Here is a 23,530-nt window from a genome sequence, read left to right on the forward strand (position 1 = left end):
TTCATATTTGTGGAGGTCGATATTGCAGGGCAGAATTTGTTGAGATCGTAACCAAAGACGGCGGTGGTTTCTTGTACCGTTGGAGACGAAAAGAACGCCTGCGGCAAGTATGGTAATTAAACCATACTTGCCGCAGGCGTTTTTCTATATTTCCGCCGAGTGCAGGAGGGGAGGTGATCGGACTTTGTTTTACACTTCATTTAGAAGAAAGAATTGGTATTTAAAAGGAGCGCCGGATTGGTTATTAACCAGAGAACTCAACTGCGCTACAATTCAGGACAGTGGTCTAACGAGAAGGAGAGTGATTAACAGCTCGTGACAAAATGTTGATACCATGCCTGATTTGGTCTTCCGTAAGGTTAGCATAGCCGAGCATGAATGTAGGACGAACCTGCTTATGCAGGGCAAAGTATTCCGTGGCCGGATAGATTTGTATGCCTGCGGCCAGGCTCAATCGCTGAATCTGTTGTACATCCAGTCCAGTATCCAATTCAACCATGAGATGAAGACCAGCCTCAGCTCCGTGGACCGTTACCCGCTTTCCAAACGCCTGATTCAGGGCATGTACCAAGCATGATCGCCGAGCAGCATAAATCCTGCTCATCTTGTGAATATGTCTGGCATATTTGCCTGTAGTAATGAATCTTGCCAATGCTTCCTGCTCAAGTACAGGACTTAAACGGTCCGTGATCCATTTCACAGCCATAAATGCCGGCTTCAAATAAGGGGGTAGAACGACATAACCGAGCCGTAATGAGGGAAATAACGACTTACTGAAGCTGCCGATATAAATCACGTTCCCGGCAGGGAGCAACCCGGCTAAGGAAGACTGTTTATTGCCTTCATAACGAAACTCACTATCATAATCATCCTCAACTATTAGTGCATGATGAGCGCTTGCCCATTCCAGCAATTGCAGGCGGCGTGCAAGCGACATGGTGACACCAACCGGAAATTGATGAGAAGGGGTGACATAGATCAGCTTGGGCGATTTTGCTTTCCCTGTCGTGCGTTCATTGATTTGTTCCACACATAGTCCATCACGATCAACAGGAACGGGAACAACTTCTGCGCCGGAATATGCAAATAAATCACGCATAACGGTATGAGCAGGGTCTTCAACAATGACCTGATCCCCTTCCTGCAGCAGCACCCGGGTTAAAATATCCAGAGCTTGCGTGGCCCCAGTTGTAATTATTATTTGGTTCGGGTCGGCATGCAGAGAGCGTGTGTGCCGCAATAGAGCTGCAATTGCTGTTCTCAGTGATAATGATCCTTCAGCGCCTGCATAGGTCAAGTGCTCGGGCGTAGACTGCCGGCATGCCTCAGAGAGGCATTTCACCCATTGCTCCATAGGAAATTGATCCCAGGCGGGTATTCCGTGCTTGAAATCAATGATAGCACGGGGTTGCTCAATATCAGGCACATCCCATAGGGGTTGATCGGCTTGCTGTAGCAGGCCTTGAACCTTACTGTTAAACTCGCCGCTATAATTTTCGTAAGCTTTATAGGCAGACGTTGTAATGGGATGGGATGGTGCATTTACGCAAGTTTTGGCCCCTTGCTGCGATAGGATGAAACCCTCACTCTGCAGCTGGCTGTATGCTTCCAGAACGACGGTTCTGGAAATACCAAGCTGTTCGGCAAGTACCCGCGAAGGGGCGAGCACTGTATTGTGCTCCAGCAGACCTGTTAGAATCGCATGCCGCAGCTGCTCATAAATCTGTCTATATAAAGGAACCGAAGCATCGTGATCTATGCGGATTAGAATCTCTAAGATCAAGCGAGATCACTCCAAACCGTAGAGTTTAACTATTGTTAGAAATTATATCACAGCTCGTGGAAGAAGGAGGAAATTAGATGCAAATCATGCTAATACTAGCTCATCCCAAGAAGGGGAGCTTCAACCACGCTATCGCGGAACGAATACATGCGTGCATTCATCAGTTAGGGCATTCTGTATGGTCCCATGATCTTTATGAAGAAAACTTTGATGCTGTCTACAGGTTCGATCATGCAGATCAAGAGGATGTACTTGTGCAGCTGCATCGTGAACAGATTAGAAGATGTGACGGGCTTATTATTGTGCACCCCAATTGGTGGGGCCAGCCTCCGGCTATATTGAAGGGATGGATGGACCAAGTACTTGTAGAGGACGTAGCTTACGGCTTCGATCCAGACGATAATGGCAGTGGCGTTCCAACTGGTCTGCTTCATGCAGAACAAGCGCTTATTATCAATACCTCTAACACACCACTAGAACGCGAACAGAGCGTATTTCAAGATCCGCTTGAGATGATATGGAAAAATTGCGTGCTGTATTACTGTGGCATCAAAAATGTCGAGCGTAAAGTATTCCGTGTTATCGCTGACAGTACTTATGAGGATAGAACAGCATGGTTAGCAGAGGCGGAAAATTTGGTGCAGCAGTATTTCAAATAAGACTTGCAAATTCGAGGATTTTATCATAAGAGAGGATGTGAACGGAAGAAACCGGCGAGTCTTACGAACTACGTTAAAATGAATATGTGTAGTATAATTTTACTATATTATTCCTGTTCCTTTGAACCTGAATCTGCTATTATATAGCAAATAACGGAAAGGCGAGGAACATGGGCATGGCTACTAAAGTTAGTTTCACATTATCTTTTATTATTTCACTTTTCATCGCGTTCATCTGCGGCGTGTATTTCTCAGATGAAGTGAAATCTAAATTCAATCTCACGAACAGCACGACATTGGCTAATGATCGACATGAATCGGCTAAAGCCGAAACTGGGCAAAAAGCGGCTTCAAATGATGAGCAGAAGACGGATACCGTAAACAAACCATCTATTGAAGATGACAAAGGCGAAGAAAGTACAGAGACTTCTGGTATTGGGGATCAAAGTGGTAAAGAACAGGCTGTCGACGAACCCGAAGTTACCCGAGTGACAGCGGAAGACCGTTTCAGTGAGCCAAATGATTTCCAATATGGCATTAATTCCGCGAACGGTATCACACTGACATGGTACGTCAATAATTTGACGGGCAAAACGATCAACTACTATACCGTCAAACTCAGCACCTTTAATCCTGTAGGCGATCCTTCATATGACGAGCACTCCAAGAAGAGCACCTTCAGTCTTCGTTATGTCGGACCGATCGAACCTGAAGAAGAACTCGGCATATTTAAGCGTTTTACGTATCAAGGTGCTTTGAAATCGATCCGTATCGACGAGGTTGAACTGGAATATGCAGACGGCACCAAAGAAACGGTCGTCTACGATCTCACGACTTCGGACAGCAGCGGACTCAACGCTAGCTAGGAATAGATAGCCATATATAACTCTATAACAAAAGCAGCCGATCAGAAGATCGGCTGCTTTTGTTATAGAAATAATGAGGATAGAAACATCATGCTATAGGCATACTAGCGCAGAAACACGGGGACGTAACATGCAATATTTCTACCGCAGAGAAAACATCCCCGGAAAAGTTAACATGGTAAAGGAGAGTTGCGAAAAATGGATGTTATAGAAAAGAAGCTCTACACAGCTACCGTAACCGTAGAAGGCGGCAGGGAAGGCAAAGCGGTATCCAGTGATGGTGTTCTTGATATGGAGCTAAAGGTTCCGAAAGAACTGGGGGGACCGGGCGGCCACGGAAGCAATCCGGAGCAGTTGTTTGCAGCCGGATTTGCCGCATGCTTTGAAGGTGCGATCGGCGTTGTTTTGAGGAAAAAGAAAATGAAAACGGAAGGCACCAAAATTACATCGCAGGTTACGATTGGCAAGGACGCAAACGATGGTTTTGTCTTGTCCGTATACATGGACATTTCTATTAAGGGGCTAGAAACGAATGTTTCGAAAGAAATCGTTGAGGAAGCTCATGAGGTTTGCCCTTATTCTCGAGCAACCCGTGGAAATATCGAAGTGATCACAAACGTAGTAGAGTAAACCCGACATACGAATATAACAATATTCGAAGTACATTATGGAAAAGAACATAGAAGCGGATGTTTCTGTAAAGGAAGTAAAAGGAGGAGGAGCGTTTTTGCGTTCCTCCTTGTTTTCAATAGGTGATATTCATTTAAGAACGATTGTTCAAATTTATTCTTGACCGATCGTTCTTAAGGTGATACATTTGTTCTCGAAAGAACTTGACCGATCGTTCTTTATTCTAGGTTTGATTTGAAAGGAGGATTATGGATGGCTAGAACAAAGGAATTTGATCGTGATACAGTTTTGCATAAAGGCATGCTGTTATTCTGGGAGCAAGGGTATGAGAAAACCTCCATGAAAGAATTAGTAACACACATGGGGATTCATAAAGGGAGCTTGTATGATACGTTTAGCGATAAAAATTCGTTATATATCGAAGCATTGAAAAGATATAGTGAAAAGCTTGAGCAATCTTATAAGATTCGCCTGGCTGGTCTTTCTGCGAGAGAAGCAATTCAAATGCTGTTTGAAAGGGCGATTCATCCCGGGGAAGAGTCTCCTGTAGGCTGCTTTATCGTAAATACTGCGGTTGAATTGGCCAATCATGATTCAGAAGCAAGGGATTGCGTTCTTCAGTTCTGGGACTTTACGGAACAATTAATACATGACCTTATCATAGAAGGTCAACAATCGGGGGAACTTTCCAAGACGCTAGACGCAGAACAGCATGCTCAATATTTTAACAATGCACTGATCGGACTTCGCGTTATGGTTAAAACGATTGCAGACAGAGATAAATTACGCCAAATTATTGCAATGAATATGTCTATATTAGATTGTTAATATACTAAGTTTTTATTCAAATTCATCTAAACCATCCGGAAGGGACTGCATACCTATGACAAACTTATACGATAAAACGACGACAGGACTTCTATTGGTTGATCCTTATAATGATTTTTTGTCTGAGGAAGGTAAACTATATCCTCGAACGAAAGAAGTATCGGAATCCGTAAACATGATCGAGCATTTAAAACAAACCGTTGATGGTGCACGCAAAGCCGGCATTCGTGTTTTTTATGTCCCTCATCACCGATCTGAGCCGAATGATTTCGACTCTTGGCTGCATCCGACTCCTTATCAGCTGAAAGCCAAACAAGGCCAGGTATTTGCCAAAGATTCATGGGGAGGGGAATTCCATCCCGATTTTCTGCCCCAACAAGGTGATGTAATTGTTAAAGAGCATTGGGGCAGCAGCGGATTCGCGAACACGGATTTGGATCATCAATTAAAGATGCATGGTGTGCAAAAAATTATCGTGGTCGGCATGCTAGCCAATACATGCATTGAAGCGACCGCAAGATTCGGCATGGAGCTTGGCTATCATGTTACGCTCGTTAGAGATGCGACATCAGCTTTTACAAAAGAGGCGCTGCATGCGGCACATGAAATCAATGGCCCTACATTTGCGCATGCTATACTCACAACTGAAGAACTCCTTTTCAGGTTATAAGATTAAACTTATACAGCTTCACGAGTGCCATTAACCAAAGTGCAAATAGATAGGACGGTAGCAACATGAATGACAAAATTGTAATGCCGGTATGGACCTTTGGACTGTTCATCGTGATCATGAACACGACGATGTTTAATGTTTCGATCCCGAGCATTATTGGGGATATTGGCGTTTCGGCGTCCCTTGGTTCATGGATTATTTCAAGCTATTCGATTGGGTATGCCTTATCAACGATGATTTACAGCAGGCTGTCCGACGTACTGCCTATTCGAAGACTGTTGGCGGTTGGACTGGTGATATTGGGTCTCGCATCTGTTTTTGGCATCTTTGCTTCTAATTTTCAAGCGTTATTGTTCGCTCGAATTGCGCAATCTGCCGGCGCAGGTGTGACAGCGGGACTTGGTCTTGTGATAGCGAGCCGATATATTCCTTATGAAAGACGAGGCCGAGCGATTGCGATGATATCGGCGGGATCTGCGATGGCATTCGGTCTGGGGCCGATTGTCGGAGGACTCATTACGGAATATATCGGCTGGGAGGGATTATTCGGCGTTACGAGCCTTGTGCTTCTGCTTCTTCCCGTGTTATTGCGGCTGCTTCCTAAGGAACAGCCAAAGCCATTTCGCTTTGATTTGTTAGGCGCCGTTCTGACCGTTGCCAATGCTGTGGCCATTCTGACTGCCGTTACACAGCGATCATTCTTCTGGCTGGCAGTCGGAATCCTATCGATCGCCGTTCATATCTGGCATCTGCAACGAAAGAATGAATCTTTTATCAACCCGAAACTTTTCGCAGAACCGAAGTATCGAAAACTGCTTTATGTCGGCTTCAGTATCCTGGTGCTGAATCTGGGGAATCTGTTTATCATGCCGCTGGTACTTGCTAATCTATTCACAGATTCACCGCTGATGATCGGCCTTACAATTGCGCCTGGTGCTGTTTTATCCGCCTTTCTAACACGCTTTGTCGGGGGCTGGATTGATCGCTATGGTAATATGCGTGTCCTCATTATCGGACAGGTTATTTTAGCATTGGTTTTGATTGTATTTTGGGCGATGATCGGCATATCGGCGGCCGTAGTGTTGGTTGGATACTTATTCTTCTCACCCGCGGCTTCAGCATCGTTAGCATCATTAAATAATGAAACAACCCGTATTTTGCCATCCAACTTGATTGGTTCTGGCATGGGTTTCATGCAGCTCATTCAGTTTTTCGGCGGTTCGGTTTCCGTAGCGGTGTGCGGCATACTGCTCGATATTCAAAAGAAGGATTCCCTTGTTCATGCCTATGAGTTTGTATATGCCGCTTTGATAGCAGTCAGTATTTGTTCCTTATTCATGCTTACTTGGTATGTTCGATCGAATCAACGAGCTGCATCACGATCTATATTGGCTAACGAATAAATTATGTCTGAGAAACCTCATAATAACGAAGGACCTAAAATTTAGAAGGGGGTTTTTCGAATATCTGAGATACGTGAAGACCTAACGTTAACCAAATCAGTCTGCAGCCATGTTATCAATGTTCCTTTTGCGAAAGTTGATATTGGAAAATGGATATTCTCCCTCTCCGACGCTGAATATCAAAGATGCTGTCCTCCTGACCATATTGCGGTAGGCACTACTACAACGGAAGACGGTCGTCCAATGTCCATTAATGTTGAGACAATCGGTACCAGTCTCGCCGTACAGCATTATGTCGGAGAGGTCGTCGAGAAAGATTTTTGCCGGATGGTCTCTACCTCCGACATCTTCCTTTCAAACGGAAGAACACAAATGCAAGTGATATGGGAGCTTAGGGTTAAACCTGTCAACGACAATCAGACAGAATTTACGAATTCTGTGCAATCACATCCTACCGAGGATTTCTTGACAATTATCGAGAGCCAGGGACTAACGTTCGAACAAGTGGTGAAGGATAGACAACAAATTGTAGAGGATCACAACGGACGCGAAACACCGCTTTTTGCGGAGAGCATTGCACGTGCTGCGCGCGGATAGTTGCCCCTCAACGAATTGTACTTCCAACAGAAAAGTGAGGAATGCTGCCCTATGACAAAAGCCTATGATAAAGGAATTACAGGGTTATTGTTGGTTGATCCCTATAATGATTTCTTATCTAATGAAGGTAAAGCTTATGCTCGCCACCAAGAAGTATCGGAATCGGTAAACCTGCTTAAACATCTGAAGGAGATCGTGGATAGGGCTCGAAAAGTCGGAATCCGTGTTTTTTATGTTCCCCATCACCGGTCAGAACCGGATGATTTCGATACTTGGCTGTATCCGAATCCTAATCAGGTTAGAGCTCAAAAATCACAAATATTTGCCAAAGGTAGTTGGGGCGGGGAATTTCATCCCGATTTTCAACCTCATAAGGGTGACGTCATTATCAAAGAGCATTGGGCTAGCAGCGGATTTGCGAACACGGACTTGGATCATCAGCTGAAAATGCATGGCTTACAGAAGATTATCGTGATCGGCTTGTTAGCCAATACATGCATCGAAGCAACCGCACGCTTCGGCTCAGAGCTGGGTTATCATGTTACTCTGGTTAAAGATGCTACTGCGGCTTATAGCAAAGAGGCAATGCACTCGGCACATGAAGTTAATGGGCCTACGTTTGCTCACGCTATTCTCACAACAGAAGAACTTCTTGCTCAACTGTAACGATGTGACGAAATAACATAGAGGAGGCCTGCTTATGTCCAAGATTCGGGAAGACCTGACTCTCGCAAAATCAAGCTTTAGCCACATCATCGACGTTCCCGTGGAAAAAGTCGACATCGGACAATGGTTGTTTTCGCTTTCTGAAGCCGAATATCAACGTTGCTGTCCTCCAGATCACATCGCGGTAGGAACAACTACGACGGAAGACGGACGTCCTATGTCGATAAACGTGGAGAAAATCGGTACCAGTCTTTCGATTCAGCATTATGTTGGAGAAGTCGTTGGAAAACACAACTGCCGTTTGGTCTCTATAACCGATATTTTTATTTCGAATGAGCAGCGAACCCAAATGCAAGTAATTTGGGAGCTTAGCGTAAAGCCCGTAAACGCTGATCAATCCGAATTTACGAATTTTGTGGAAACCCATCCGTCAGAACATTTATTGGGTATTTTTGAGAGTCAGGGTCTAACGTTTGAGCAGGCCTCCGCGTCCCGTCAAGAAATATCGGAGGATCATAACAGACGAGAGGCGCCTCTTTTCGCAAAAAGCATCGAACGAGCTGCAGGTGGGGGAGTGCATTAAGAGTCGATGGGATAAAGTTCTTGTTATAAATACAAGAATTTTATCCCATTTTCGTATAATTTCATTAAAGGCAACAGACATGTTGTTTAGCTATGATAATATTATTGGAACAATATAAAGAAATGAGTGGTAGCATGGGTATCCGAATGAATCAGTTTAAGCGGTTTGAAGAGCTGCATCATCTATCTCGTACGTTTATTTTGCCAAACGCATGGGATGTAAGCAGCGCAAAATTGTTTGAGGCCACTGGTTTTGAAGCGATCGGTACGACAAGTGCTGGAATTGCTGCTTCTCTTGGTTATCAGGATGGAGAAGAACTGCCTTTTGCAGACCTATTAAATATCGTAAGTAAAATGACGAGATCTTTGTCTATTCCGGTTTCTGTAGATATTGAACAAGGATATGCCCGAGATGAACAAACATTACTTCAAAATATTGACCGTTTAATTAAAGCTGGAGCTGTAGGAATCAATATTGAGGATGGGTTTCATTACTTAGAAAATGATAGTGAAGAACTGTTTAGTATGGCAGACAGAATAAGAGCAATTAAGGCGCATTGTAACCGATTAGATGAGCCAATTTTTATTAATGCTAGAGTAGATACCTACTGGCTGCAGGTATTATCTGAAGAAGAAAGATTAACACGCACTATCGAAAATGCAAATTCATATCTGGCTGCAGGAGCAGATTGTGTATTTATACCTTCAGTCGATAATATAAAGATAATGGAACAATTAATTTCTCAAATAGATGGGCCGATAAATTTCCTGTTGGGAAAAAACACACCAACGCTAGAGGTTTTATCAAAGTTAGGTGCAGCTCGATTAAGCACGGGTTCCGCTCCTTTTAGAAAAATAACATCTGCGCTACAAGCTATTAGCTCGGAACTCCGAAATGGCAGCTATGAGTCTTTGATTAAAGATAATATGTCGTATTCGGAAATGTTTGATCATTTAAAGTGAATAAAGCAGCTCAACGGAGAACGATAGTAGAATAGCCTAGGATGAAAAAATATGCGAAGGTGACTAAATGAAGTTAAACGGTAGCATAACAGAACAAGACTTTAGACACGAGCTTATGAAATCGCATGAGCAGCTTTTTAATGATGTTGCAGAAGGTAGGTCAAATCTTAGTTTATTACAGGAACATTTTTCTGATTTAGTGACGGCATATAGTCTTCACCGAATCCCAGAGCAGGGAGAAGACATTGTAACCTATCTTATTAATACCGATATCATTGCACTAATCGAAACTAACCGTAACGATTCAAGTATAGAGCCTATTATAGAAACTATTGCAGTATCAGATTATTTGATGGGGTTGAGTAAAATTAAACGTATTAAATTAGCAGTTGCTTTGGAGATGGCTAGGGAAGATATTATGCGAAGTATTTCTTCAGCTCCGGCTAAGAATCATCATCCTGGAATGATTGACACTAATCAAGGTTAGAAGGGATAGGTGAGGCAGGTGGTAACTACGAAGATGTTTGAAAATAATGTATGGTCTTTTAAAACAGATTATCCTTCATTTTTATATTGCCGAGACATATTAATTGATTTGATAAGTCGATTCCCTTTAACTCAGCAAGAAGCAATAAAGTTAATAAATACAAGGTGGGCACGTATAGAAGAAATTATTGAAGGTGACATTACATACCATGAATTACCTAAGTATTGGTCGTCAGATATGTATTGGGAAAGCGATTCACTTTGGTGGAAGAAAGGAAATGAAAGAAATATTTATAATCTGCCTGAATTAAAGCCATATCGACCGGATAATGAAACAAAGTATGAGCTATGGGAGCCGCTTAATAACCATTTAAATGAAAGCGATTATGTTGACGATTATGTATTTGTTGATAACAGTGAAATTAATGAACTGATAGATAACCAGTTGATCATTGGGCAATATAATAAAACATGGGAAGTGACTTCAAAAAATTATAGAGAAGCATTAAAGCTATTGCATGAGTATAAAGGATGGGGCACGTATTTTGAAATGTACTAATGTCCAACGGAAGTCGCATAAACTGCGGCTTTTTTGGATTTAAGCATAACAAAAAAGCCATTATTTTCTTGACCATGAAGCTGACCGTGTTATTCTGAAGAAAAGGAACTTTAGTTGTCGACTATAGTTTTACTAAATACCGGTAATAGCGATTTTGTTCATTAAGCTTTGAAGAACGAAGAGGGGGAACCATAATGAAGACGATCAAATGCATGATGGACCACCTGTACTGGGCGGATGAACGTATCATAGACGCACTCGAGGGGAGTAATACGAAGAACAATGACCTTCTGAAGCTGGTTCGGCACGTCGCAGTCGCGGAACGAGTCTGGTTGTCCAGATTACAGGGAAAGGGAAGCGCGCAATATTCGTTGTGGGAAGATGCGGAAGACCTGACTGTGATCCGGACGATGTTTAAAGAAAATATCGAGCAATATCGCGTCTATATCGAAGGTCTCGAGGAATCCGCGTTAGAGGTGATGATCGACTATGCGAACCAAAGCGGGGTTTCATATCGAACATCTGTTCGTGACATCCTGTTGCAGGTCCTCTTACATGGGCAATACCACCGGGGACAGATTAACCGGGCACTTCGAATCGAATCTGCAGATCCTGTTCAAGTCGATTACATCACGTTCGCGAGGCTCTAACCGTTTTCTTTATTTTTAATATGAGGTCGGGGAAGACGGATTGTATAATGAGACAAAACTAATAGGAGTTTATTCCTCTAAAGAAATAGCAGAATCAGTAGTAGAACGATACAAAAGACTTCCAGGTTTTAAAGATTATTTAGATTCCTTTTATATTAGTGAATATGAAATCGATAAAGATCATTGGACAGAAGGGTTTATTTAAATGGTCAGTAGCAAATATAATCAATCAAAAAAGCTGCAGCAGATCGAAGGATCTACTGCAGCTTTTCATCTTCATTCAGGCTTTCCAAGCCGTAATTACAATACTGCCCATCACATTGGCGAATTTGCTCATCAGACGTTCATTTTTCATCATCATGGCAACGATATCTGGTTTCGTGAATAGCTCGTGATCGATTACCTGAAATGGGTCGTTATCGTTGGCCAGTTGTTTCATTTGTGTAAAATGAGACGCGGAGTACTTATGAAACCCTGATTTGCTCATCAGCTTCAGCCATTCCGGAACGGTTCGCATATGATGAAGTCCGTAAAACGACTGGAGTTTTTTCTTTTGGACGGTAGTTAATTTTCTGGCAAATGCCAGCTCGCGATCGTATAGAACTCCTTTCGGCTTCAGCACTCGCCAGTATTCACGTATAGCGGAACTTCCTTGGGTAAACGCTGTAACCGACTCCGTAAACACAGCATCGAACGTTTCATCCGGGAAGGGGATGGAAGCGGCATCCGCCTGTACGATGCGGACGGGCAAATTGCTTATCCTCGCACGATTAATCGCTTTTTGAATCATATCTTTGTTCCGATCTATTGCTGTCACGTTGCAGCCTAAGCTGGCTAAATAACACGCTGTCCGGCCAGTTCCGCATCCTGCCTCCAGCACTTTTGTACCGCGTGGAAAGCTGATCTGACCGATTAATTCTTTGGTCGCTTGGAAACCGCCCGGATGCGCACTTCCTTCGCCTAGCCGGGCTAATAATGTAGGGTAATCCATCGCCTTCTCACCTCTTCCGATATTCTATGCATAACCTCCGCCATGACTGCACCCATTCTTCGCTGCATGCTCTGTCATCTTTCAACCTCCTGTCATAGCTTGAGAGAATGGAGCAGATCTTTATTTAAAAATAGAAGACAATCGTACAGACCTTATAGCAGATTTTTTCATAGTATAAGATATACCAGCATCAGGTTAGGAGGAATGAGATAATGCAGGAAGTTTATCCGGTTAGCCACAAGACGATCTATCCGTATATCGGAAGGAGAGTTAGTGCGGTTACGCATGACGGAAGGCATTTTATAGGAACCATAACGGGAATAAAAGACGGTAAGTTAATGGTGGAGAACTGTACGTTTGACAAGAAGCCTTTAACGCTGTCGTCCGTTCGGAACGGAAAGCACTCAGCAAAACAAACTCGCTCCCAGCATAAAGCCAGACTGTCCGGTTATGACAGTTATGGTGGAGGTTATGACGGCTATGGCGGGGGATATAACGGTTGCGGTGGAGGTTATGGTGGAGGTTATGGCGGCGGGTTCGGTGGCGGCGGCTTCTTTTTCCCACTTGCAATCATTGCTTCACTATTCATTTTGCCTTTCTTCTGTATTTGATTGTGTTGACACGATTAAAAACTGTGAAAAGAGGAATCGCGATGGCATCCAGGAAATCTCCTAGAAAAAGAGAGCCTGAGGGGAGAGTTCATGCAGTCAAAAAAGCTAAACACTGGGTAGGGCAGCCAGTTTGTGTGTTATTAAATGATGGACACTGTTATGTCGGAACGGTGCAAGACGTTAATGGTCATAAGCTAATTCTTGCCCAAACCAGAAGCTGTGGGAGAGTGAATCTTTCTGATCGTTCCAAGACACCGGAAGTCCAAGTATCGGGCCTGCTGGATACCTTGATAGGGGGAATCGGTGCGCTTAATTCTTTTGGTTCAATGGCATCAGGCTTATTCAAGCCAATGTCACCAGGCCCGACAGTCTTTTCTGGAGCGGAAAATTCAACAACTCAAAAGGATTCGGATGGTCAGTCAGGAGCGGCAGGCGGAAAACAGCAGAACGGGGTTTTCGGCTCTTTTAAACAAATGCTGCCGCATTTCCAAGTCGGCCTTAAAGTGATCAAGACGATTATGCCTTTAATGGGCATGTTCAAAATCTAATGCTTGATTCTGTTTTACTCAGCCTGCCGGGATTCCCCGGTGGGCTGTTTTTATGAAATACAGCCAGGCTATCTCATTTTCCTTAAAATTAATGAAACAACACTGTATGTATATAAACACATCTATGGGTGATATTTTTAAAATAGTTTCTTAAGCAAAACGATATTTGCTTGATGATGTCTGCTGTGGTCTGCTACATGCCATATCCCCCAACGAATTGTTGCACTATTCCCATTCTCGAAAGTTTTGTATTTGGTCGTAATCATCCTCTAATGAAATACATTCAACATATGGTAATTTACCATTTTCATCGTACATTGGACCGTGTTTTTCGTTCAAATCGGGTGGAACAGGACTTGACTGAATTCGATAAATCCAATTGAGGTCAACTACAGTAAGATGTTTAATCATCTGGGCGATGCTGTTATATTCCCCGTCAGGACCTCTATAATCAATTTCTTCCTAAAGGATCTCAGCAGTTCAGACTTATTATAATGCAATTCATTATGTAATTTTACAACGTATTCATGTTTAAGTTATATTGGATTTTACATAGCACAAACGAAAATCGGCACTTAGCCATTAAGGAATCTAAAAATGAAGCACGTTAAGTGGTATATTTTTTTTATTTATCTGATATTGATCTTTTTCATACTTAATTATCAAGAAGCAATTTTAAACTGGATACGGGCTGACGACAGCGGGGAATTTTTTCTCATATTTATATGCGCTATCGTACTTGCCATAATACCATTCATTCCATTCGGGATTGTTGGGGCGATAATAGGTGCAAAATACGGTTTTTTTCTTGGTGGAACGGTAAATTTAGCGGTATCTTCAATTGCAGCTGTACTTACTTATCTCCTATTTCATTCTCTTTTTAGAAAACAGGGGCTGACCTATACCTTAAAGTCTGGAAGGTTACAGTTGATTGAAAAATCGATACGGAATAACACGTTTTGGTCTGTTTTTATTGGAAGGTTGATACCCGTCATGCCAGCCTTTTTGATCAACTGTTACGCGGGGACCTTTAAGCTAGCGTTTAAACCGTTCCTGACTGCGACTGTTCTAGGAAAGATACCGGCAATGCTAGTATTTGCTTACGTCGGAGATAATGCTATAACAGGTGCTAAACAATGGTTATTGGTTCTTTCGATTTATGGTTTGTTTGTTCTCATTATTTTTAGTATTTATAAAAAGTATATTAAAAAAATAGCCTAGAACGAACAAAGCAGCAGCGGGTGCTTAACGTTCTAAAGTGTATAAGTGCAGAACTGAAATATCGCGGGAGGTAAAACATGAGTAGAGAAAGAGAAATTAAAGAATTCGAAACACGTTTCAGCGATGAAATCTTTGAGGTTGCAGTAGTTACAGGGGCAGTTGGGGTTGGAGCTGGCAAGGGTGGAGGAAATGTGATGTGGCATGCTTCGATCGATCTGATTGGCTGGAAAAACTTATCGAGAAACGAGTCCGTGATTCAAGAGAAACTTCGATTGAGTTGGTTAGTGGATGATGAAGGTTTGAAACAATCGAGAGAGATTCTTGATCGAAATAGAATTACCAAACTAAAAGTTCGGAAAGGCAAAGACTCCATGATGCTGATTAAGGTTCTGGAAATCTATTATGAAGATCAGGAGTTACAAGAATTATTAGAGGAATCTCTCAAACCTGTGTTTTATCACGATGAAACATTGGGGGAGTTTTCTTATGAAAGAGAATTAGATTGGTTTAAAAAGGATGTTTTTTGGGGTGGGCAGAATGGGAGTTTATATATTCATAAAGATATAGATGAAAATATGAGTTCTGCTCTAAAAACAGCACGTGTACTCATAAAAGATGAGGAGACATGGAGTAAAAAGGTAAAAGAATATGCGGCAGATGAAATGCTCGACTTAGCGAACGAGTGGCTTGCAGATGATGACGAGGCTGAAATAGATATAATTACAAAAGAAATGTTTGTGAAACGGATGGAACTCAGTTCTATCAGTGTTTATCCAGACGGCAGTTTTGAAATGTTTTTTGATGATGGAGATATGTTCTGGGGTCATTCCATTATCGTTGCTGGAAATATAAATGGAGAAATGGAATCGGCACATATTTAAGGAGTGGAATTGAACGAATAAGGGGCAGGTCAACCCCTCACAAATGGTTGACCTCCTAATGCGAAGCGGGACTTTAAAATTAATCAAAATAATTTGATTTAACATTGACCTCGTTCTTGTGGCGTGCTACGATCAATTAATCAAATATATTTGATTTAACAAGATCAACACATGCCTTATTACTTTGAGGGGAGGAGAAAAGAATTAACTAGCCGATGAACATCACATATGCCATGCTTCTTGTTCTTTCGTCTGCACTTGCACATTCCGTTTGGAATTTATTTATGAAAAAGAGTGTGCACAAAGAAAGCTTCTTATGGCTGATCCAGACGATTGCTTCAGTTCTTTTTATGCCGGCATTTTTACACGATTTATTTACAATCGATTGGACGTTCCAAAGGACCGGTTTAGTTCTGACATCATTCGTTTTTCAAAGTTTATATTTACTTCTTTTGGCCAAGGCGTACAAAGCAGGGGATATGTCGCAGGTGTACCCGATGATGAGGGGATCAGCTGCTCTATTGATTCCGCTGCTTTGTTTGGTGATCTATGGGGAAGAATTTACACGATTTAATTGGATAGGACTAGGACTTATTGTCGTTGGCTTGTTTGCACTTAGCGGCATTTTCAGCAACCGTATAACTAAACAAAGTGTCATCACTACACTGCTTACGGGGACTATAGGAATTTCAATTACGGGATATACTCTGACAGATAAATCTATTTTGTTGTTTATGAGTCCAGCAGGATTATTACAGATTTACAATTTGGCTGGTTTTATCGCCTTGGGTGCGCCAGCACTCCATAGTAAAAAGATAAAACAAGAATGGCTGCTGAATCGGCGATTGATCCTTATCGGCTCGATTATCGCTCCAAGCTCTTACTTGTTATTCTTGTTGGCCATGCAATTTGCGCCGATTAGCCATATTTCTCCTATCCGCGAGATCAGTATTGTATTCGGCACGATACTGGCATCGATTGTATTGAAAGAAAAACAAGGAGCAGGAAGAATCGGGTATTCAGCCATTATTCTATTAGGAATAATTCTGATCGGATTTTTCTAATCAAATCAATACGCTACAACAAATTATTAATAAAAAATATAATAGGGAGGATTCAGGGATGAATTCAACAGTGTATGATGCAGTCATTATTGGCGGAGGGCAATCTGGTCTTGCGGCCGCCTACTATCTGCAGCAAGCAAAACTCAATTTTGTTATTTTGGAGAAAAATTCATTGAATTTGGGCTCCTGGGCACATTATTATGATAGCCTCACGTTATTTTCTCCAGCAGAATATTCGACATTGCCAGGACTCGGTTTTCCGGGGGAAGCCGATCGATATCCGCATAGAGACGAAGTGGTTGCTTACTTGAAATCGTATGCTGCTTATTTTAATTTCCCTATCAACTATAATGTTGAAGTTTTGAACGTAGAGAACTATGAAGAGATTTACTCCATTCAAACCGCCAAGAATGAGAGTTACCGCACACGGTCAATCATATGCGCAAGCGGTTCCTTTACGAATCCGAACATACCGAATTTATCAGGTTTGAATGATTATAATGGATTGATCATGTACTCAAAGGATTATAAAAATGATGTGCCATTTAGAAATAAAAGAGTGATTGTTGTTGGCGGAGGGAATTCGGCGGTTCAAATTGCAGTAGAGCTTGCTAATACTGCCGATGTTACGATAGCGACAATAAGGCCTCTTAAATTTGTGCCGCAGCTATATCTCGGCAAAGATCTTCACTATTGGCTCACGCGGACAGGATTGGATCATAACCAGTCATTGGAGGAAAAACGCTCATTGATGAAAAGTATCGATGGCGTCATAGATAATGGCATTTATCAAAACGCTATCTCTCAAAATAAACCCGATCATAAAAAAATGTTTAAAACGTTCACACAATCCGGAGTAATTTGGGATGATGACAGCCAAGAAGAAGTGGATGCAGTTATTCTCGCAACTGGCTATAAACCTAACTTTACCTATCTAAATCATCTTAGTGTGCTGGATGAATCAGGGAACCCGATGCAAGAAAATGGGATCAACCAATCGTCTGAAAAGATCTATTTCGTCGGGTTGCCTTGGCAAACTTCCTTCTCGTCAGCAACCATTCGGGGATCAGGTGTTGATGCTGAAATCGTTGTGCAAGACCTTGTGAAAAATCTGTAAATTGAAATAGATTATGTTTTTTATATCAATATTTCTTGATTAATCACTGTTCTCGTTGTATGATATGATTCTGTATAAAATCATGAGTCGAAAAAGCAAAAAGAGTATCACAGGAGGGAAGAAAATGACTAAGGAGCTTCCGGTAGTTGATCATATCGCGCCAGCTGTTGATTTTTCAAAATATGAAGCAAAGTTCAAAGCATTAGCGGATCAAAAAAGGCTGCATATCATGTATGAGCTTACGCAACGTGGAAATACCTGTGTATGTGATCTTGCGGATGTTGTTGACATGCAGCAGTCTAAGCTGTCCTATCATTTAAAGATACTGTTGGACGCCGGGTTGATCAAGCGAGAGACGAGAGGCACTTGGAGCTACTACGAATTGAATTCGGCGGAAGTAAATAATCTTCTTTCTCCTGAGCTTTGCTGCATTTTCCGAACGGTTGAAACCGAATCGAGCGATTGCACTTAATCGCTTTTATTTTTAAGCAATTAATCAGAATAAATTGATTTAAGGAAATAGGAAGTTAAAAAAGGAGAACGAATACGAAAAAAACGGTTGCATTAGCAACCGTTTTTATTTGTTCAATAACCTTGAAAAACTGAGTTGTGGCCATTGAAGTAGTATTGTTATTTGGAGCCGTAATAAAACTGATAAGCAGATTTTTCATAATGCTCATTCTTTGTTGATATAACGGTATTCTCATCATGTGATTGAATAATGATCCCTGAATCGACTAACTCGCCTTGTTGGAAAATAACAATGGGTCGAGTAAAGACACGCATTCTTTCAAAGTCAGCATTTGTAATAAGCTGTCTGATTTTAGCCATAAATCCTCCGTAGGTTTTGACAATAAAACCAATGTACCTCACGATTCGCGAAAGGTCAATATAAAGCGAACCTCAACAATTCAGATAATGTGGATGCAGAAATACGAGCAAGGTGTGCATAGTACGAATTGATGAGCAAGATATTAAAACGGTCGTAGTGTTAAAATTATTTTGTCTCAAACTCATAAGGGAAATGAGGGCTTTTTTTTGATAGAAAAAACACAAAACGATCTTGAGGGCCTGAAGGAAATTGGCAGAGTCGTTGCCTTGACAATTAGTGAAATGAATCGTCACACACGTCCAGGAATGACGACAACGGAGTTAGATGATATTGGAGGACAGTATTTGAAAAGTCATGGGGCTGTGCCCTCACTTAAGACAACTAATAATTTCTATAGCAACACATCTATTAGTATCAACGACGAAATTGCTCTCGGAATTTCGGAAGATCGAATTATTCAAGCGGGCGATATAATAAATATCGATGTTTCTGCAGAATTGGGAGGCTATCATGCGGCTGCAGGACATTCTTTTCGTGTTCAAAATGAAACTGCAATGTCGGAGTTCCGCTCTCTGCTTGAGCGTACCCAGGTCCACGCTGTTGATTTTCTCAGCAGACTGGACAGGCAATCTGTCAGCGCAACTACAGACACAGTTACATTACGGCGTCGATTGGATCTGCCCCTTGGCAATGATGGTATTCCAGCCGAACGCGTAATAGACGAGTTGGTAGCAGCCACCGAAGGAGGCCATTTAGGATCAGCGGGGGGACGTTTTTTTGCCTGGGTGATTGGCGGCGCACTGCCTTCAGCACTTGCAGCAGATTGGCTTACATCCACTTGGGACAATAACGCCGCTCTGTATGCTTGCGGTCCGGCCGCTTCTGTAGTGGAAGAGGTTGCCGGAGCATGGGTTAAGGAGGTGTTGGATCTGCCAAGATCAGCTTCGTTCGCATTTACGACTGGCTGCCAGATGGCGCACTTCACCTGCCTCGCCGCAGCACGTCACGCGCTCCTTCGAGATAGGGGTTGGAATGTGGAGAGAGACGGGTTGACCGGCGCACCCGCAATACGTATTTTGGCATCGGAACAGCGCCATGGAAGTATCGAACGAGCACTGCGCTTCCTCGGCATAGGAACAGCTGCCTTGGTCCCTCTCACAACCGACGCAGACGCGCGTGTCACAGCAGATGTGCTGTCCATAGCACTTAAAGCTTCTGACAGCCCAACGATTGTTATTCTTGACGCAGCGGATCTTAACGTAGCCGCAATTGATCCGTTCAGCGAACTCATCCCCATCGCGCGAGCTGCGGGGGCATGGGTGCATATCGATGGTGCTTTTGGCCTTTGGGCGCGAGCAAGTGAACATCATCAAAGCAAACTGGCAGGAGTCGAATTGGCGCACTCTTGGGCGACGGATGCGCATAAGTGGCTCAATACACCGAAGGACATAGGCATAGCCCTAATTACAGACTCTGATGCACATCGAGCGGCAATGGAGATTAGCGCAGACTATCTGACCCATGATGCGGAAACACGCGACCAAATCAACTGGACGCCTGATTGGACTCGGCGCGCACGAGGCTTTGCGGTTTATGCAGCGTTGCGTGAGCTAGGCAGAGCTGGCGTGGCGGATCTTATTGACCGAAGTTGCGTCCATGCCGCAGCGCTTGCAAACGGTATCGCAGCGTTGCATGGCGCTGAGCTGGTTTTCGCTCCCACGCTGAACCAAGCACTGGTCAGGTTCCTCTCGCCAGAGCCAAATGCGTTAGCAGTAGATCATGATGCTCGCACCGCCTCTGTGATTGCCGCTATTAACGCGGAGGGAACGGCATTTTTCAGCGGCACAGTTTGGAGAGGACGGCGTGCAATGCGAATCAGCGTTGTCAACTGGCGTACGTCAGACGCCGATGTGCATGCGACAATAGCCGCAGTCGCTCGTGTGCTCACCAGTATGGATCTTAATTAGTAGCCTTGCCAACAAACAATATTAAAAGACGTAGAACAATATATAGCTCAATTAAGATTATAAAACAAATCAGCGTTTCCATTAAAATTGGTAACGCTAATTTGTTTTTGTTTAAAACGAAGAACGTGCTTAACCAAAGCTAATAAAAAATGGCTGAAAAATGAGTTTGAAAAATGGAAATATGAGCGTATAAGGAAGAAGTGATTCTAAAAGAAGCAGGTTAGTTCAATCATCCCGCCGAATACATTGGGCACAGCAAATTTATGAAATTTACGAAATAGAAAGGAAGGTTATTATGAATGACTGGAATCTCTGGGAACAACGGCTAATTTCGTTTAATGATGCAATAGAAGGAATAGGGGGAGAAGCTGGCGGATATACAATCAACCCCCCCGTTGATCTTCTGGAAATCAAGAAAATTGAAGAGCAGCTTGGACACAGTCTTCCGCAATCATTTGTACAAGTTATTACTGAGTTCTCTGGTGGGATGGAAGTATCTTGGTCATTACCGGATGAAGACTCACTCTCAACCCCATTACCAGAACAATTACAGGGATTATTTGCATGCAATTTTTCTTGGGACATTGATGAGATTCTTTCAATAGAAGAAGCTAGGAAAGGCTGGGTGAGAGAAGTGTTCCCGGACCCTAATGATCTATATGACGCTGTCTGGCACAATAAATTAGCTTTCATGGAAGTAGGGAATGGTGATTATATAGCATTCGATTTAGCAATTGCTGAAGACCCTCCAATCGTATATTTATCTCATGACGATGGTGAAGGGCATGGATTTCTTTTAGGCAGCAATTTTCTTGATTTTTTCAATAAATGGACTCAAATTGGTTGTGTCGGATGTGAAGATTGGCAGCTGCTTCCCTTTATTAAAGATAGTAAATCAGGAATAGATCCGTTATCAGAGAATGCCGTGCTCTGGCGTTCTTGGTTAAGCAAAACTAATAGCATTGTGTAAGTAATTCACATAAACCCGGCAGCAGATCAGAGATCCGTTGCCGGGTTTATTAAGTGTTAAGTTATCCCTCAGCGACATACATATAAACTTAGTTTGTTTAATATACAAACTAAGTTATAAGTGTTATCATCACATCATGATAACTAAAACTTATACTCAAACCTTTTAAAGGAGGAGCAAGCCAGCATGGATCAAAATATTAAACAAGTGATCGTCAATGGAGAAACCTCACTTGGCATTGAATTTGGATCCACACGAATCAAGGCTGCATTGATTCATTACAACTATGAAACAATCGCTTCCAGCAGTTATGAGTGGGAAAATCAATTGATGGATGGTTATTGGACCTACGATCTTAATGAAATGATCAGAGGACTGCAAGAATGCTATGGCCAATTAAAACAACAGGTTGAACATAAATATGGCGTAACACTGCAAAAAATCGGTTCAATTGGATGTTCTGCCATGATGCAGGGCTATATTGCGCTAGATCAAGCAGGGGCTCTATTGGTTCCATTCCGTACATGGCGCAATGCAACAACGGGTGCAGCTGCAACGGAGTTAACCGGGAAATTCGAATTTAAAATTCCTCAACGCTGGAGCATTGCACATTTGTATCAAGCGATTTTAAATGAAGAAGAGCATGTCGCTAACATCGATTATATTACAACGTTGTCGGGTTACGTTCATTGGCTGTTGACTGGCAATAAGGCTCTTGGTTTGGGGGATGCCTCTGGTATGTTCCCAATTGATGAATCTATACTGCAATACAATGAAGAGATGATGGAGCAGTTTGCGGAATTAATTGCCGATAAAGACTACCCGTGGAATCTTAAAAGTATTTTACCTAAAGTTTATAGTGCGGGTGAACATGCTGGATATCTCCATGAAACGGGTGCACGGCTATTAGATCCATCTGGCTGCCTTCAATCAGGTATTCCGCTATGTCCTCCAGAAGGCGATGCCGGAACAGGCATGGTCGCTACGAATAGTGTGAAAAAGCGTACCGGCAACATTTCCGTAGGTACGTCTGTTTTTGCCATGATTGTATTGGATAAAGGGATATCCGTATACCCGGAGATCGATATTGTGACTACACCGGACGGCAGCCCTGTTGGCATGGTACTTGCTAATAACTGCTCCAGCGATATTAATGCATGGCTCGGCTTGTTCCGTGAATTTTATGAAGCAATGGGATTGAAATCCGACATGAATCAGTTATTCAGCGTCCTGTTCAACAAAGCGCTGGAAGCAGACGCTGATGGCGGCGGCTTGCTATGTTACGGCTACTATTCAGGTGAGAACATTACCGGGATTTCAAAAGGCCGTCCACTGTTCGTACGTTCTCCAGAAAGCCGCTTCAATCTGGCGAACTTTATGCGAGTACATCTGTTTACCGCGTTTGCTGCACTAAGGCTCGGAATGGATATTTTGACACAGAAGGAGCAGGTGAAGATTGACCATATTTTGGCGCATGGCGGTTTGTTCAAAACGCCGCTGGTCGCACAAAAAATGTGTGCTGCAGCACTGAATGTTCCTGTTTCGGTCATGTCTACGGCAGGTGAGGGTGGCGCCTGGGGGATGGCAATTTTGGCATCCTATATGGTTAACAAGGAACAGGACGAGTGCTTGGCTGATTACCTTACGATCAAAGTGTTCAAGGATGTAGAAGGACAAGAGGTTTATCCTGACAGCACAGATGTGGATGGCTTTGCCTTGTTTATGGAGCGTTACACTTCAGGGCTGGCAATTGAACAAGCAGCGGCAGATTATTTTGTGTAAAATTGGAAGTAATTACTTCGGGTAAAAGATAGTAGAATCAATCAGCGCGTATAAAGTGAAGACGATGGTGTAAGCACCAATAAATTTAGTTAAAAACAATGGAAGCCGCATAAATTTGCGGCTTCTTTTGCTTTATAATAGAAGTTCTTATCGCAAGTCTAGATGGTCCTTAACCTGAAAAAGCACGATTAACGATGCTGA

27 protein-coding genes and 1 pseudogene are annotated in these 23,530 nt (G+C 42.7%); 25 read left to right on the top strand and 3 right to left on the bottom strand.

The annotated features are described in order from the left end of the window. Positions 1 to 286: 286 nt before the first annotated feature. Positions 287 to 1,783: a MocR-like pyridoxine biosynthesis transcription factor PdxR gene (pdxR, locus tag IEX98_RS13380; RefSeq protein ID WP_188889680.1), complete on the bottom strand. Its 1,497-nt coding sequence runs from the start codon at positions 1,781 to 1,783 to the stop codon at positions 287 to 289. Between the two features lie 77 nt (positions 1,784 to 1,860). Here pdxR and IEX98_RS13385 point away from each other — a divergent pair, with 77 nt between their 5' ends. The 14 genes from IEX98_RS13385 (at position 1,861) to IEX98_RS29620 (ending at position 11,550) form a co-directional block, all read left to right on the top strand. Continuing rightward, the gene (locus IEX98_RS13385; protein WP_188889681.1) at positions 1,861 to 2,442 is read left to right on the top strand and encodes an NAD(P)H-dependent oxidoreductase; all 582 of its coding nucleotides are present in this window, start codon (positions 1,861 to 1,863) and stop codon (positions 2,440 to 2,442) included. A gap of 176 nt (positions 2,443 to 2,618) precedes the next feature. Continuing rightward, complete coding sequence (locus IEX98_RS13390) at positions 2,619 to 3,308, top strand: hypothetical protein (RefSeq protein WP_188889682.1); 690 nt, start codon at positions 2,619 to 2,621, stop codon at positions 3,306 to 3,308. A gap of 198 nt (positions 3,309 to 3,506) precedes the next feature. Beyond that, positions 3,507 to 3,938 (top strand): organic hydroperoxide resistance protein, encoded by a 432-nt coding sequence (locus IEX98_RS13395; protein WP_188889683.1) that lies wholly within the window; start codon positions 3,507 to 3,509, stop codon positions 3,936 to 3,938. 252 nt (positions 3,939 to 4,190) lie between these two features. Next, entirely contained in the window at positions 4,191 to 4,766 is a 576-nt protein-coding gene (locus IEX98_RS13400) for a TetR/AcrR family transcriptional regulator (protein WP_188889684.1), read from the top strand. 55 nt (positions 4,767 to 4,821) lie between these two features. Then, positions 4,822 to 5,436: an isochorismatase family cysteine hydrolase gene (locus IEX98_RS13405; protein WP_188889685.1), complete on the top strand. Its 615-nt coding sequence runs from the start codon at positions 4,822 to 4,824 to the stop codon at positions 5,434 to 5,436. 65 nt (positions 5,437 to 5,501) lie between these two features. Next, entirely contained in the window at positions 5,502 to 6,842 is a 1,341-nt protein-coding gene (locus IEX98_RS13410; protein ID WP_188889686.1) for an MFS transporter, read from the top strand. 243 nt (positions 6,843 to 7,085) lie between these two features. Continuing rightward, positions 7,086 to 7,439: a hypothetical protein gene (locus tag IEX98_RS13415; protein WP_229692168.1), complete on the top strand. Its 354-nt coding sequence runs from the start codon at positions 7,086 to 7,088 to the stop codon at positions 7,437 to 7,439. A 51-nt stretch (positions 7,440 to 7,490) separates the two neighbouring features. Beyond that, complete coding sequence (locus IEX98_RS13420; protein ID WP_188889687.1) at positions 7,491 to 8,105, top strand: isochorismatase family cysteine hydrolase; 615 nt, start codon at positions 7,491 to 7,493, stop codon at positions 8,103 to 8,105. A 34-nt stretch (positions 8,106 to 8,139) separates the two neighbouring features. Continuing rightward, on the top strand, positions 8,140 to 8,688 hold the full coding sequence (locus IEX98_RS13425; protein WP_188889688.1) for a hypothetical protein: 549 nt from the start codon (positions 8,140 to 8,142) through the stop codon (positions 8,686 to 8,688). A 92-nt stretch (positions 8,689 to 8,780) separates the two neighbouring features. Continuing rightward, a complete protein-coding gene (locus IEX98_RS13430) occupies positions 8,781 to 9,650 on the top strand; it encodes an isocitrate lyase/PEP mutase family protein (protein ID WP_188889689.1) in 870 nt (289 codons plus the stop codon). Positions 9,651 to 9,717: 67 nt separating this feature from the next. After that, positions 9,718 to 10,137 carry a hypothetical protein gene (locus IEX98_RS13435; RefSeq protein ID WP_188889690.1) on the top strand — a complete coding sequence of 140 codons (420 nt, stop codon included), beginning with the start codon at positions 9,718 to 9,720 and terminating at the stop codon, positions 10,135 to 10,137. 33 nt (positions 10,138 to 10,170) lie between these two features. After that, positions 10,171 to 10,695 (top strand): hypothetical protein, encoded by a 525-nt coding sequence (locus IEX98_RS13440; RefSeq protein WP_188889691.1) that lies wholly within the window; start codon positions 10,171 to 10,173, stop codon positions 10,693 to 10,695. Between the two features lie 194 nt (positions 10,696 to 10,889). Then, positions 10,890 to 11,345 (top strand): DinB family protein, encoded by a 456-nt coding sequence (locus tag IEX98_RS13445; protein ID WP_188889692.1) that lies wholly within the window; start codon positions 10,890 to 10,892, stop codon positions 11,343 to 11,345. A 40-nt stretch (positions 11,346 to 11,385) separates the two neighbouring features. Then, positions 11,386 to 11,550 carry a DUF7336 domain-containing protein gene (locus IEX98_RS29620; RefSeq protein WP_445376013.1) on the top strand — a complete coding sequence of 55 codons (165 nt, stop codon included), beginning with the start codon at positions 11,386 to 11,388 and terminating at the stop codon, positions 11,548 to 11,550. Positions 11,551 to 11,625: 75 nt separating this feature from the next. Here IEX98_RS29620 and IEX98_RS13450 read toward each other — a convergent pair whose 3' ends face one another. Continuing rightward, the gene (locus IEX98_RS13450) at positions 11,626 to 12,336 is read right to left on the bottom strand and encodes a class I SAM-dependent methyltransferase (RefSeq protein ID WP_188889693.1); all 711 of its coding nucleotides are present in this window, start codon (positions 12,334 to 12,336) and stop codon (positions 11,626 to 11,628) included. A gap of 212 nt (positions 12,337 to 12,548) precedes the next feature. On the opposite strand from IEX98_RS13450, the gene IEX98_RS13455 reads away from it, so the two are divergent. The 7 genes from IEX98_RS13455 (at position 12,549) to IEX98_RS13485 (ending at position 18,250) form a co-directional block, all read left to right on the top strand. Next, positions 12,549 to 12,947, top strand: coding sequence for a hypothetical protein (locus IEX98_RS13455; protein ID WP_188889694.1), 399 nt, complete (start codon positions 12,549 to 12,551; stop codon positions 12,945 to 12,947). Between the two features lie 41 nt (positions 12,948 to 12,988). Beyond that, positions 12,989 to 13,495 (top strand): hypothetical protein, encoded by a 507-nt coding sequence (locus tag IEX98_RS13460; RefSeq protein WP_188889695.1) that lies wholly within the window; start codon positions 12,989 to 12,991, stop codon positions 13,493 to 13,495. Between the two features lie 597 nt (positions 13,496 to 14,092). After that, positions 14,093 to 14,716, top strand: coding sequence for a TVP38/TMEM64 family protein (locus tag IEX98_RS13465; protein WP_188889696.1), 624 nt, complete (start codon positions 14,093 to 14,095; stop codon positions 14,714 to 14,716). A 77-nt stretch (positions 14,717 to 14,793) separates the two neighbouring features. Further along, positions 14,794 to 15,597, top strand: a complete 804-nt coding sequence (locus IEX98_RS13470) for a DUF2262 domain-containing protein (RefSeq protein ID WP_188889697.1) — start codon at positions 14,794 to 14,796, stop codon at positions 15,595 to 15,597. A gap of 215 nt (positions 15,598 to 15,812) precedes the next feature. Next, the gene (locus IEX98_RS13475; protein ID WP_188889698.1) at positions 15,813 to 16,661 is read left to right on the top strand and encodes a DMT family transporter; all 849 of its coding nucleotides are present in this window, start codon (positions 15,813 to 15,815) and stop codon (positions 16,659 to 16,661) included. A 58-nt stretch (positions 16,662 to 16,719) separates the two neighbouring features. Beyond that, positions 16,720 to 17,778: a flavin-containing monooxygenase gene (locus IEX98_RS13480; protein ID WP_188889699.1), complete on the top strand. Its 1,059-nt coding sequence runs from the start codon at positions 16,720 to 16,722 to the stop codon at positions 17,776 to 17,778. Positions 17,779 to 17,902: 124 nt separating this feature from the next. After that, entirely contained in the window at positions 17,903 to 18,250 is a 348-nt protein-coding gene (locus tag IEX98_RS13485) for an ArsR/SmtB family transcription factor (protein WP_188889700.1), read from the top strand. A 158-nt stretch (positions 18,251 to 18,408) separates the two neighbouring features. Here IEX98_RS13485 and IEX98_RS13490 read toward each other — a convergent pair whose 3' ends face one another. Continuing rightward, entirely contained in the window at positions 18,409 to 18,609 is a 201-nt protein-coding gene (locus IEX98_RS13490) for a hypothetical protein (RefSeq protein ID WP_188889701.1), read from the bottom strand. 207 nt (positions 18,610 to 18,816) lie between these two features. Between IEX98_RS13490 and IEX98_RS29170 the strand changes: the two are divergent. From IEX98_RS29170 to IEX98_RS13505, 4 genes and pseudogenes are all read left to right on the top strand, one after another. Beyond that, positions 18,817 to 19,170 (top strand): annotated as a pseudogene (locus IEX98_RS29170) (M24 family metallopeptidase); the annotation flags it as partial. A gap of 111 nt (positions 19,171 to 19,281) precedes the next feature. Beyond that, a complete protein-coding gene (locus tag IEX98_RS13495; protein WP_229692182.1) occupies positions 19,282 to 20,577 on the top strand; it encodes a pyridoxal phosphate-dependent decarboxylase family protein in 1,296 nt (431 codons plus the stop codon). A gap of 295 nt (positions 20,578 to 20,872) precedes the next feature. Next, the gene (locus IEX98_RS13500; RefSeq protein WP_188889703.1) at positions 20,873 to 21,547 is read left to right on the top strand and encodes an SMI1/KNR4 family protein; all 675 of its coding nucleotides are present in this window, start codon (positions 20,873 to 20,875) and stop codon (positions 21,545 to 21,547) included. A gap of 186 nt (positions 21,548 to 21,733) precedes the next feature. After that, on the top strand, positions 21,734 to 23,329 hold the full coding sequence (locus IEX98_RS13505) for a xylulokinase (RefSeq protein WP_188889704.1): 1,596 nt from the start codon (positions 21,734 to 21,736) through the stop codon (positions 23,327 to 23,329). Positions 23,330 to 23,530 lie beyond the last annotated feature (201 nt).

The sequence above is a fragment of the Paenibacillus radicis (ex Gao et al. 2016) genome (genome assembly GCF_014641555.1).
Taxonomy (GTDB): Bacteria; Bacillota; Bacilli; order Paenibacillales; family Paenibacillaceae; genus Pristimantibacillus; species Pristimantibacillus radicis.